Below are 12,569 nucleotides of genomic sequence, written 5' to 3'. Positions count from 1 at the left end.
TCCAGATCATGTTCGTCTTCAAGACGCGAAATATAACGGTGGAAAATCTGCAACTGTGATGTGGAATTTAAACCGAAAGGATCAAGCTTATGGAGATCGGTCTGGTCGAGCTATCGCGCCTGCAGTTTGCGATGACGGCTATGTATCACTTTCTCTTTGTGCCGCTGACGTTGGGTCTGTCGATCCTCGTCGCGATCATGGAGACCGTCTATGTCATGACAAACCGCCCCATTTGGCGACAAATGACCAAATTCTGGGGCACGCTGTTTGGCATCAATTTTGTCCTTGGCGTCGCGACAGGCATCACCATGGAATTCCAATTCGGGATGAATTGGTCCTATTACTCGCATTATGTCGGGGACATCTTTGGGGCCCCGCTGGCGATCGAAGGGCTGATGGCCTTCTTCCTCGAAGCGACTTTTGTCGGTCTGTTTTTCTTTGGATGGGACAAACTCTCAAAGGTGCAACACCTTGTGGTGGCCTGGCTGGTGGCCATTGGGTCGAATTTTTCCGCCCTGTGGATCCTGATCGCAAATGGCTGGATGCAGAACCCGGTCGGCGCTGAGTTCAACCCCGACACGATGCGCATGGAGATGACGTCCTTTTTCGATGTGATTTTCAACGAGGTCGCGCAGGCGAAATTTGTCCATACCGTATCGGCCGGATATGTAACGGCGGCGGTCTTTGTCCTGGGCGTATCCGCCTTGTACCTCTTGCAGAACCGGCACAAGGATCTGGCGCGGCGGTCCATCACGGTGGCCTCTTCCTTTGGTCTGGCGGCCGCTTTGTCCGTTGTCGTGTTGGGGGATGAGTCCGGATATTCCGCCAGCCACACCCAAAAGATGAAACTCGCTGCCATCGAGGCGATGTGGGAGACGGAACCCGCGCCGGCCTCCTTCACACTTGTTGGCTTTCCAGATCAAGAAGCACGCGAAACACATTACGCGGTGCATATTCCCTGGGCGATGGGGCTGATCGGCACCCGCAGCCTGACCGAAGAGATCCCGGGCATCAACAGTCTGGTGATCGAAGCCGAAGACCGCATCCGGCGCGGCATCCTTGCCTATGACGCGCTGATGACCATCCGCGAAAATCGCGGCAACGTTCCAGCCGAGGCACGCGCCACCTTTGAGCAATATTCAGATGATCTCGGTTTTGCCTTTCTTCTGAAACGCTACATGGAGGATCCGCGCGACGCATCGGAAGACCAGATCGCCATGGCCGCCGAAGACACGGTTCCGGGCGTCTTCCCGCTGTTCTGGGCCTTCCGCCTGATGGTGGCGCTTGGCTTCAGCTTTATCGCTGTGATGGCTTATTTCTTCTACCGCGCCTCGTTCCGGAAAATGCAATTCCCGCGCTGGTCGCTTTATGCGGCGGTTGCGATCATTCCCACACCTTGGATTGCGGCAGAGCTGGGCTGGTTTGTTGCCGAATTTGGTCGCCAACCCTGGACGGTTGATGGGGTTCTGCCCACCGCCATGTCCGCCTCGCACCTGTCGATTGCGGATCTTCTGATCACCCTGGCTGGCTTTGTGATCTTTTACACCATCCTCTTCGTCGTCGAGATCAAGCTGATGGTGAAATACATCCGCAAGGGCCCGTTCCAGGACGTGGATGAAACCGAGGCTTGGCAAAACCGGCACGAGGCGCGGCTGCGCCAAAATCCCAACACGCCAACTGCGGCTGCCACCCCTGCGGAGTAACGGAAATGATCCTTTATGAACTGATCGAATACGACACATTGCGCGTCATCTGGTGGGTGCTGCTGGGCGTCCTGCTGATCGGATTTGCCCTGACGGATGGGTTTGACATGGGCGTGGGGGCATTGCTGCCATTTGTTGCAAAGACGGATGTCGAGCGCCGCGTAGTGATCAACACGGTTGGGCCGGTCTGGGAAGGCAACCAAGTTTGGTTCATCCTCGGCGGTGGCGCGATCTTTGCCGCCTGGCCGCCGCTTTATGCGGTGTCTTTCAGCGGGTTTTATCTGGCGATGTTTGTTGTGCTGGCGGCCCTGATCGTGCGTCCCGTGGCGTTCAAATATCGCTCCAAACGCGAAGACGCTGCCTGGCGCGCGCGCTGGGACTGGGCGTTGTTCGCCGGCGGTGCAGTGCCTGCGCTGATCTTTGGCGTGGCTGTGGGCAATGTTCTCCTTGGCGTGCCGTTCCATCTGACCCAAGATCTGATGCCGATGTATGACGGCAGCTTTTATGGCAAATTTCTCGGCCTCTTGCGTCCCTTTGCACTCCTCGCAGGCGTGGTGTCCTTCTCCATGCTGCTTATGCATGGCGCGGCGTGGCTCTCGCTCAAGACCGAAGGTCTGATTGCCGAACGCGCGCGGCGCATTGGCAGTGTCGCGGGGCTGGTGGCCGCCGCAGGCTATGCGCTGGCCGGGCTTTGGTTGGCCATTGGGATTGACGGTTTTACCTTGGTGACTGATGCCGTTGCCAACGGGCCATCCAACCCCCTCTATTCTGAAATCAGCCGCGAGGGGTCGTGGATCGCGGCCTATGGAACGCGCCCATGGATCATCGTAGCGCCGATCATGGGATTTGCGGGGATTGCGCTTGCCGTCATGGGGCTGCGGGCGGGGCGCGAAGTCTCGACCCTGTTGTGGTCCAAGGTGGCGATCACCGGCATCATCTCGTCGGTCGGTTTAACGATGTTTCCCTTCATCTTGCCCTCAACCGTAGATGCAAACAGCTCGCTGACGGTCTGGGACGCCTCCAGCTCGCATCAGACGCTGTTCATCATGCTGATCTGCACCTTGATCTTTATGCCCCTGATCCTCGCCTACACCGCCTGGGTCTACAAAGTGCTCTGGGGCAAGGTCACCGAAACCGATGTCACCGAACACGCTGACACACTCTACTGAAAGGATTGTTTTCATGTGGTATTTTGCATGGCTTCTGGGCCTGCCGCTGGCCGCCTCATTTGCCGTTCTGAACGCGATGTGGCTGGAGCTGCGTATGGATGCCTGCCTCTCTGAGGAAGGCGACTGCCCCGTTGGCGACCACAATCGCTAATCAGATCGCTTGCGCCATTGCAAGCTGTCGGACCGGGTCATGGGGCTGGGTCCGGCTCTGAAACCTTGACCTCAAATCCGGACAAACCGATGTCTGACATTTCCACAACCGAACCACGCCTTGCCCATTTTCCGGTGTCCTTCTTTGCCTCTGTGATGGGAGTATCCGGTTGCGCCACGGCGCTGCACGCCGCCGGGCTGCCGGGCCTCAGCGTGATTGCATTGGCGCTTACAATTGCGCTGTTTCTTGCATTGGCTGCCGCTTACGCGTTGAAAGCGTTGCGGCATCCAAAAGCCGTCGCCGCTGAATGGCAACACCCTGTGAAGCTTGCGTTTTTCCCGGCCATCACAATTTCATTGTTGCTGATCGCTGTGGCGCTGACACCTGTGATGCCCGGCTTGGCGCGGATCATCTGGATGGTTGGCGCGGTTGGCCAAGGGGGGCTGACGCTTGCAGTTTTGTCAAACTGGATTGGCCACCGCGCCTTTCAGCAGATCCATATCTCACCCGCTTGGTTCATCCCAGCCGTGGGCAATGTCGTGGCCCCAATTGCCGGGGTCACGCTTGGGTTTCCCGAGACGTCCTGGCTGTTCTTTTCGGCTGGGCTGATCTTTTGGGTCGTGCTGCTGGTTCTTGTTATGAACCGGCTGATCTTTCACGATCCGCTGCCGGGCCCCATGGTCCCGACGCTGGCCATTCTGATCGCCCCGCCAGCCGTGGCTTTTCTGGCGTGGCTGCAGCTGAACGGCGGGGTGCTCGACTCCTTTGCGCGGGTACTTTATAGCGCTGCGCTGGTGTTCCTTGGCCTTGCCATGACACAAGCGGGCAAGTTGCGCCGTTTGCGCTTTGGGCTGTCGCACTGGGCCATGAGCTTTCCGGTCGCCGCACTGACCCTTGCCACCCTGCGCTTTGCCGCACTGACGGACAGTATCGCGCATGTCTGGGCTGGCACTGCGGCCCTGATCCTCCTTTGCGGCATCGTCACCTTCCTTATCTTCGCCACGCTACGCGCAATGCTGCGGGGAGAGATCTGCCGTCCCGAACACCCTTTCCCAAAACGTCCAATTCATGGAGTTAACTGATGAAGACATTCTTTCTGGCCACTGCTGCCGCTTTGACCCTGGCGATCCCTGCCTTTGCACAGGACAAGCCGAAATCGCTGGTGACCATACTGACCGCGCCCGAGGCGCAAACTCAGTTGATGGCGATGGTCCTGGCCGCAAATGCCGCACAACAGGGCGTGGCGCAACATATCCTTTTGTGCGGTCCGGCTGCCGACATCGCCCTGAAGGACGCGCCCGAAACCGCCACCGCGCCGCAACCACCACGAGACATGAGCCCACAAGGTTTGATGCGCAAAATCATGTCTGGCCCGAACAACAAAGTTGAGGTCTGCGCCATCTACCTGCCCGGGAAGGGCGCGGACACATCTGTCCTGATCGAAGGCGTAGGCGTTGCCAAACCGCAGGATATGGCGGCGGCAATGGTCGACCCTTTTGCGCGGGTTACCTCGTACTGAGCCTCCCGCTTACACCTCGCGCGGGGTCTCCCCTGCGTGAGGGTTTTCGGTCGATTGCCGAACATCGTCGATTGTCTGACGTCAAAGGCAGGCGCCGAAAACTGGTTTCTGACTATTGAATGTTTTCTTGCGGAGGAGAAAAACATGCACCACCCTTTTTCAACGCGACGACAATTCCTTGGGCTGCTTGCCGGCGGCACCGCTGTTGCAACCCTAGGCGGGGCAGAAGATGCACGCGCGTCAACACGGACTAAAGCCCGCATCGTCATCATTGGCGCAGGCGCAGGGGGCACGGCGCTGGCAAATCGTCTGGTGCGCCGTCTGGAAGGCGCACAGATCACGCTGATAGACCCACGGATCCAGCACTTTTATCAACCGGGCCTGACCCTTGTCGCGGCCGGGTTGAAACCGGCCAGCTATGTCACCAGCCCGACACGTGATTGGTTGCCACGTGGCATCTCTTTGATTGCAGAAAAAGCAGCGGCCATCGATCCCGTTGCAAAAACGGTTTCAACGGACAGTGGTCAATCGCTTGACTATGACTTCCTCGTTGTGGCCCCTGGTTTGGTGCTGGATCACGACGCCATCGAAGGCTTCTCGCTTGATATGGTGGGCACAAAAGGCATCGGCGCGCTCTATGCGGGGCCGGAATACGCCGCCAAAACATGGCAAGCGGCCTCGCAATTCACCCAAGTAGGTGGCCTGGGTGTGTTCACCCGCCCCGCGACCGAGATGAAATGCGCAGGCGCGCCGCTGAAACACACATTTCTGATCGATGACATCGCACGACGCGCAGGCAATAGCGGCAAGACCAAGATCCACTATGCAGCCCCGCAAGGTGCGCTCTTCAGCGTGCCGATTGTGGCGGAAAAAGTCCGGATGTTGTTTGATGAACGCGGCATCGCCAGCCACAGCCATCATACGTTGAAAGCCATCGACGCGGAAGCAAAACGCGCCACTTTTGCCACCGCTGAAGGCACAACCCAGATTGATTATGACTACCTCCACGTCATCCCGCCCCAGCGCGCGCCCGAGGTTATCCGACAGTCCGGGCTCAGCTGGGCCGACAAGTGGACAGATCAGGGATGGGTTGAATGTGACAAGCACAGCCTGCGTCACCTGCGCTATCCCGAAATCTGGGCGCTGGGCGATGTTGCAGGCGTGCCAAAGGGCAAGACCGCAGCCAGCGTCAAATGGCAGGTGCCCGTGGTCGAGGACGGGCTGGTCTCTGCCATCGAAGGCAAAGTGCCAACAGAGACCTATAATGGCTACACCTCATGCCCCATGATCACCCAAGTTGGCCGCGCAATGCTGGTGGAGTTTGATTATGACAACAACCTGCTGCCCAGTTTTCCGGGCCTGATCGCCCCGCTTGAGGAGCTCTGGATCAGCTGGCTGATGAAAGAGGTCGCCTTGAAAGCAACCTACAACGCCATGCTACGCGGACGTGCCTAAGGAGACCCCATCATGAAAGACCTGACATTTGGAACGCTCATCGCTGTTTTTGAAGAGATCTTTGGCCGCGGTTTATTTTGGGCAATGATCATCGGTGCAGCCTTTGTGACCATTGCCTATCTCTATGTTCTGATACGCGACCGCGCGATCAGCTGGCGCCGGTTTCTGCTGGCGCAGCTGTCCATGCCGTTTGGCGCGGCGCTGGCCGTTTGGTTCGTGCTCGTGATGACACATTCGCGGGTTTCTGACCTGGGCGGGCCGATAGATTTGATTGTGTTCCTTGGGGTGGCCGTGGCCGGCGCCATCGGCTGCGCCATCTTGGTCTATACCATCCATTCCCTGATCAAGCGGCCTTCAAGTTCGGAGTAGGGGAGAGGTCTCACCATGCTTCGCAGGTTTTCAATCGCGCGCAGCGTCCCCACTAAAAAAAATGAGGATGGTTTCCCATAATTGGTTGGAGCTATCCTAATACACAATCAACCGTCACGGTCACTCGAACTAACTTCGCATCGATCAAGCAAGGTTTTTTAACAGTATCAACCCAGGACGACAAATGTTTCGCGGTGCTGGAATGACTGGTGGCTGTGCAATCCGGCCTGGGCAAGGGCCGCCAATCACTTACTGGCGCCACGGTAAAAAGTCGACACCAACCTGAGCAGTTATTCAGCATCTTTTAGTGCGTTTTTATATCCGCCCCTCACCACAAGACATAGCCCAGTGTATCACCGATCGTTTCCTCTGTGGCACCCATTTGACGAAGCTTGCCCGCAAGCGCTTCATTTGCAGGGACGATCAGAACAGCCCGGCCGTTTTTTGATTTCTTAAACGAAAAATCGGTTGTTTGGGCTGATTGCAGGACCTTGGCCATGGGCGACGGGTTTGGCCCCCAAGCTGCAATTGAGACCTGGTAGTCCGAGCCAAGATCCAAAGCGGAATACATGATCTGCTGATAGATCGGGTCGGTTGCGCGGTCCTTGCCTTTGAGGCCCTCGTTGGTCAGCCGTGACAAATCTGCAGAGCTCGGCGGTGTGGCCAGAACGTCTGCCACCGGCGTGTTGTCGCCAATGGGAAGGTCTAGGGTCGTTTGATAAGGGGAGGCTGGAACATCATCTCCACCAAAGCGTGGATATGGGACCGCAGCCTTGAAAGCGACTGCCGTAAACGCAGTTAACAGAACCGCCGGGATTCTGCCGGATTGGGTCATGGGTTTTTCACTTCGAAGTCACACAAGAGTGATCGCTCAACAGCGCTGGATTTCGAATAACTCTCAAAACGGCCTTGAGTCAAACGCCCTTTATTATAGGGAATGGCCGAAATAGGCAGGTTTAGCCTTTCGCTAACTCACCCAAAATTGAAATTAATTTGGAGAGACAGTGATGGCTAATCCCTCATTGCATAACTCGCATGCAATTTTGCATTGTACGCGTTCAAGAATACTGGCCTCTACGCTCCTTGCCGTTCCGATTTTGGCATCGGCAGCCTCGGCTCAAACCTTGAGCTCTAACAGCGGCGACACTTCCACCGTTTCGTATACTGGGGAAACACAAGAAGTAGGCGAAGTGTCTGAAGACGGCGCTTTGGTGTTGGAAGAGATCGTAGTCCGGGGAGAGCTATTGGAGCGTAGTCTTCAAGACAGCCCCACTTCAGCTGTCGTGGAGCGTGGCGAGACTCTGGAACGCCGCGGTGATCGGGATTTGTTTGATACCGTCGAACGGACTGTAAACGTTAATCAGACAGGCGGCGACGAGGGTATTTCAATTCGGGGCGTCAGCCAATTCGGTGTCGCACGGGCGTCGTCGTCGCCTTTGATCTCCACGCAGGTCGATGGGATCGCCTTGCCAGACACAACCGCGATAACTCGTGGGCAATATCCTACTTGGGACGTAGATCAGGTTGAGATTTTACGCGGGCCACAATCGACGCAACAAGGGCGCAATGCATTGGGCGGTGCAGTTGTGATCCGTACGCGTGATCCGATCTACCAAGATGAGTATCGCTTTAGAACGGGTTTTGCCAGCCGCGACGCCTATGAGGCTGCAGTATCGTTGAACAAGGTTCTGGTTCAGGACCGTGTCGCCTTTCGTTTTGCGGCTCAGACAATCAGCGAAGATGGCCCTGTCGACAACCCGACCTTGGTTCGTGACGATTTTGGTGAAGTTCGTGCGGACAGCTGGCGCACAAAATTGCGGGTCAATCCAACAGAAAGTCTGGAGGTGATCTTTTCCTATGCCGAACAGGAGAATGTGATCGGTGAAACCCGGATCGACAATGATCTGTTTCCGGGGCAGATCGTGAATATGTCCGAACTGTCAACATCCAATATACTGGATACAGAAACCGCTGGACTGCGCGCGACATACAGCTTCGCTCCGTCCCTCAAACTGGAGTTTGAGAGCAGTCACTATTCTGACCGTTTGTTTGAATTCATCGACAGCGATAGAACCTCGCTGGAAACCGGCTTCACAACAGGTACGGGCGAAGCTGAGGTCTTTGAACAAGACATCCGTTTGCTGTTTGAAGGCACGGGCTATCGCGGAGTGGCTGGTCTGTTTTATGCCGAAACCGAGTATCAACGCCGCTCCAGACAGGAATTTGAAGGCGTCGGATTGCCGATCAACCCCTTTACCGGCGCGCAGTTTGGCCAGTTGACCACTGACGGCGGCTCTACCAATACCTCTCGCAATACCGCTATTTTTGGTGAAGTCGAACTGGATGCAGACCGTTGGTTGCCGGGCTTGTCCTTTACTTTGGGCGCACGATACGACCGCGATAAGGTGGGACTGAACTCCTTTGCGACGGCGACCACATTTGGGTTTGACGTGCTTACGCCGGTCGATGTGTCCTTTGCGCGCGAGTTCGAAGCCTTCTTGCCAAAGCTTGGCACGACCTTTGAATGGCGTGAAGGGCTGAGCACGAGCTTGACCTATCAGCGCGGATACAGGGCAGGAGGTTTTGCCTTCAACGCGGTGACTGGGACCGCCAGTGAATTTGATGAAGAATTCACCGACAATATCGAACTGGCCGTCCGCGGTGAATTTTTGGAGTCGCGCCTCGTAGCCAATGCGAACGTCTTTTACACACGTTGGTCCGATCAGCAGGTGCGTCGCGACTTTACCAATTCACTTGGTCAATCTGATTTTTTGATTGAGAATGCAGGAAAATCAGAGCTTTACGGCGCGGAGTTTTCTGTGTCGTATGATGTGGCTCCCAGCTTTAACGTTTATGGATCGCTTGGCCTTCTGCAGGCAGAGTATGTTGATTTTATTGCCGGTGACAGTTCCAACCTAAGCGGCAACTCATTGCCCAACACCCCTGAAGCGACGGCTTCGATTGGCGCAAGCTATGGTTTTGGAAATGGGCTCTCCCTAGGTGTGGATGCAACCTATACAGGGTCGACCTTCACAAATGCGGAAAATACGCTCTCAACGGACGATGCGCTGCTGGTCAATGCGCAACTGAATTATATTGATGGACCGTTCAGCGCAGGTCTCTACGTGCGCAATATCTTTGACGAAGAATATGCAACGACGCGTCTGGACCAGGCAGGAACGACCTTCGCCAAATCAGGAGAACCGCTGACGATTGGCGCCTTTGTGCAATACGAGTTTTGACCAATAACTTCGTATGTGCATCAGCGTTTGTGGGTGGCTCAAAGGGCCGCCCTCAATATTAAAATGTCTCAGAAGCTCAGGAAGAGACGCCGCAACCATGGCTAGCGCCGTGCCGCCATGACTTCGCCTTTGTCAAACCCCACTTGACGTATAGAGACAGAACGCAGGTGGGCTCTCGTTTTGAACACGGGAGGCTCAGAGGGCAGCACTACGGATGGACTTGAATTCTGGTTAAGTATGCACTTGCATGTCGGTGTAATATGTCTTAAAGCGCCCCAATGGACCGCCAGTTCTGCAACGGAACCAGCCAAACTCCCAACCAGTATCATTGTTAAGGAAGACCATGGCTGCTTCTCTGATTGCGCCGCGGGCCCGTTTGCTGTGCGGAACCGCGCTTACCGTTTTGTCCGCTTTGCCTGTTGCGGCGCAGGACATTGAAACCGACGTCCTCTCGCTTGATCCGATTATCGTGCGTCAGAAAGATCCGCTGGGCGGGTCTGCGGATCGGGCGACCTCGACCTATGTGTCCGAAGCGGAGCTTGAACGCGCCTCTATGGGGGATCTGAAGGATCTGTTTGCGGGCATCGCATCCGTGTCGGTGGGCGGCGCAATCCCGATTGCACAAAAGATCTATGTAAACGGCGTGGATATGCTGAAACTTGCCGTTCAGGTCGATGGTGTGTCGCAGAACAACCGTATTTTCCACCACGTCAGCGCCAATGCCTTTGACCCCGGCCTAATGAAATCAGTCCGCGTGGACCCTGGTGTCGCCCCAGCCGATGCTGGTCCACGTGCTTTGGCCGGGCGTGTGGTGATGGAGACCGTTGATGCCGAAGACATCCTGGACGAGGGTGCAAATTTTGGCGGCCGCGCGCGCGTGTCTTATGACAGCAATGGCAACACCGCCCAGGGGTCGCTGACGCTGGCAGGTCGCAGCGAAGGGTTCGAAGTTCTGGCCTATTCCAAACGCGCAACCGGTGACAATTACGAGGATGGTGACGGTGTCGAGATGACCGGAACCGGGGCCAACTTGAACGCCAACCTGTTGAAATTTGCCTATGAATCCGATGAAGGTCACCGGATCGAACTGTCCGGCCAGAACCTGACCGACCGTGAATGGCGCAATTCCAAAGCAAACTTTGGCCCATCAACCGACCCGCTGCAATTCTATGACACAGAGCGGTCAATCTTTGCGTTGAATTATGAGAATACCCAAGGTTCTGGGATGTGGGATCCGTCTTTCACATTGGGTCGGTCTGATGCTGATGTGACCAAGCTGAACCTTGGCGACGATGCCTCTGGGACGACCAAGACAGATTCCATTGTGTTCAAGAACACGTTCCACCTGTCGGAGGTGAACACCATCACCGCAGGGATCGATTACCAAAAGCGCGAGACCACGGTGACCGGGGACTATTGGTCACCCGTCAATGGTCTGGCGACTTCGGCCACCGAAGAAAGCAGGTTCAACGGGATTTTTGCGCAGGCGCGTCTGGAACCGACTGCAAATCTGCAGGTCTCGGCGGGCCTGCGGTACGATTGGATGGATTTTACCGGTCATGATGTCGGCAACTCTGGCACCCGGTTTAACCTGTCGGAGTCTGGGGCCAGCGCCAACCTTTCGGTTGTCTATGATGTCACAGAGGCGCTGTCGCTGCGGGTGGCCTATTCCAACGTCTTTGGCGGGGTCGACCTGGGTGACAACTTTGAGTTCTGGCGCGCCTTTGACTATAGCGCTTTGGAAAGCTCACGCGCAGAAAACATCGTGATCGGTGCCGATTGGGCGCGCGGTGACTGGAGGTTGGGGGCCGAAATCTTCCGGACTCAGATCGATGATGCCCGCGACCTGTCACGTGGTGTTGTGACGATGAACGACTTTGAAAGCGAAGGTGTAAATCTTGCGGCGACCTATGGTTGGGCTGATGGTTTTGCCCGCCTGACCTATTCCTACAGCGATGCCACCTTGAATGGCGAAGCTTCCAGCAACTATGATCTGGGCAACTTTGGTGCGCCCTTGGGCAGTGTGATCGCCTTTGAAATGCAACAAGAATTACCGCAGCATAACCTGTTGGTTGGCGGCAGTGTCGAGGCGGCGTTGTCCCTGGATGCGGGTGGTTCTTATGCAGATCAGGAACTGCCGGGATATCAGGTTGTAAATCTCTTTGCCGAATACGCGCCACCAGCCTGGAACGGAGTGACCATCCGCGGCAGCATCAACAACCTGTTTGACGAACAATATGCGGATCGTGCCACCTATGGCGCTGAATTCTCGGACTTCAACACATTGAACGAGCCGGGCCGCAATATTTCGGTTGTTGCAACCATGCGGTTCTGATCCAGACCAGACGGGTAGCACAAATTGTGCAACCCGTCCGCTGTACATCTTGCGCGCGGAGATGATGGGACGTCACTGCTGAAGCTTGATCAAGAGCCGGGTCAAAACGTATCCCTCTTCGGTGGTCAGCTTTTCCGAGACCACGGCCTGGATTTCCGCCATATATTGGGGCCAGATCTTATCGCTGAGACCTTTGCTTTTTTCGGTCAGGTGCAAGACCTGTTTGCGGCGGCCATCTGCGATGAATTCTCGGCGCACAAGATCTGCCTGCAGCATGCGCGTCACATGGCGCGACATTGCATATTGCGGGATGTTCAATGCGTCCTGGATCTCGCTGGCCAGTCGCCCGGTTGCGCCGCCGCGTTCAATCTCAAGGAAAATCTCATACCAGATCGGGTCTTTTATGCCGCTTTCCCGCAGGGACGCGCCAATCTCAGGCAGCAGCTTCCGATGGGTTCGGAGAATATTGAACCAGACCCGATTGTAGGCTGTCGTGGCAGTGTCATCGCCGAAATAATCCTGCCCACCCGACAATAGATCCGAGTCTATACCCTGGCTTTTATTATGATCCGTCAAAAGAAGTACCGTTCCGGTGCCGCGATAAATAAATGTCCCCAAAGTATATA

Annotated in this window: 11 protein-coding genes; 9 read left to right on the top strand and 2 right to left on the bottom strand. The window is 56.0% G+C overall.

The features are described from left to right. The first annotated feature begins 89 nt into the window (after window positions 1–89). The 7 genes from GFB49_RS04950 (at window position 90) to GFB49_RS04920 (ending at window position 6,366) form a co-directional block, all read left to right on the top strand. Entirely contained in the window at window positions 90–1,703 is a 1,614-nt protein-coding gene (locus GFB49_RS04950; protein WP_153214701.1) for a cytochrome ubiquinol oxidase subunit I, read from the top strand. Window positions 1,704–1,708: 5 nt separating this feature from the next. Continuing rightward, entirely contained in the window at window positions 1,709–2,872 is a 1,164-nt protein-coding gene (cydB, locus tag GFB49_RS04945) for a cytochrome d ubiquinol oxidase subunit II (protein WP_153214700.1), read from the top strand. Window positions 2,873–2,885: 13 nt separating this feature from the next. After that, complete coding sequence (gene cydX / locus GFB49_RS04940; RefSeq protein ID WP_153214699.1) at window positions 2,886–3,023, top strand: cytochrome bd-I oxidase subunit CydX; 138 nt, start codon at window positions 2,886–2,888, stop codon at window positions 3,021–3,023. Between the two features lie 89 nt (window positions 3,024–3,112). Further along, on the top strand, window positions 3,113–4,105 hold the full coding sequence (locus GFB49_RS04935) for an SLAC1 anion channel family protein (RefSeq protein ID WP_153214698.1): 993 nt from the start codon (window positions 3,113–3,115) through the stop codon (window positions 4,103–4,105). After that, entirely contained in the window at window positions 4,105–4,542 is a 438-nt protein-coding gene (locus GFB49_RS04930; RefSeq protein WP_153214697.1) for a DsrE family protein, read from the top strand. Before GFB49_RS04935 ends, GFB49_RS04930 begins: the two co-directional genes overlap by 1 nt. 144 nt (window positions 4,543–4,686) lie before the next feature. Further along, the gene (locus GFB49_RS04925; protein ID WP_153214696.1) at window positions 4,687–5,997 is read left to right on the top strand and encodes an NAD(P)/FAD-dependent oxidoreductase; all 1,311 of its coding nucleotides are present in this window, start codon (window positions 4,687–4,689) and stop codon (window positions 5,995–5,997) included. A gap of 12 nt (window positions 5,998–6,009) precedes the next feature. Next, window positions 6,010–6,366 carry a DUF5368 domain-containing protein gene (locus tag GFB49_RS04920; RefSeq protein ID WP_153214695.1) on the top strand — a complete coding sequence of 119 codons (357 nt, stop codon included), beginning with the start codon at window positions 6,010–6,012 and terminating at the stop codon, window positions 6,364–6,366. Window positions 6,367–6,694: 328 nt separating this feature from the next. Here the strand turns inward: GFB49_RS04920 and GFB49_RS04915 are convergent, their stop codons facing one another. Beyond that, window positions 6,695–7,201, bottom strand: coding sequence for a hypothetical protein (locus GFB49_RS04915; RefSeq protein ID WP_153214694.1), 507 nt, complete (start codon window positions 7,199–7,201; stop codon window positions 6,695–6,697). Between the two features lie 355 nt (window positions 7,202–7,556). On the opposite strand from GFB49_RS04915, the gene GFB49_RS04910 reads away from it, so the two are divergent. Next, a complete protein-coding gene (locus tag GFB49_RS04910) occupies window positions 7,557–9,608 on the top strand; it encodes a TonB-dependent receptor domain-containing protein (RefSeq protein ID WP_194269266.1) in 2,052 nt (683 codons plus the stop codon). A 343-nt stretch (window positions 9,609–9,951) separates the two neighbouring features. Beyond that, window positions 9,952–11,943, top strand: coding sequence for a TonB-dependent receptor plug domain-containing protein (locus GFB49_RS04905; protein WP_153214692.1), 1,992 nt, complete (start codon window positions 9,952–9,954; stop codon window positions 11,941–11,943). A gap of 72 nt (window positions 11,944–12,015) precedes the next feature. Here GFB49_RS04905 and GFB49_RS04900 read toward each other — a convergent pair whose 3' ends face one another. Continuing rightward, entirely contained in the window at window positions 12,016–12,519 is a 504-nt protein-coding gene (locus GFB49_RS04900; RefSeq protein WP_246149618.1) for a MarR family winged helix-turn-helix transcriptional regulator, read from the bottom strand. Window positions 12,520–12,569: the final 50 nt, after the last annotated feature.

It is taken from the genome of Tritonibacter litoralis, assembly GCF_009496005.1.
GTDB classification, from domain to species: Bacteria; Pseudomonadota; Alphaproteobacteria; order Rhodobacterales; family Rhodobacteraceae; genus Epibacterium; species Epibacterium litoralis.
This window is presented reverse-complemented; position numbering and strand designations above follow the sequence as displayed.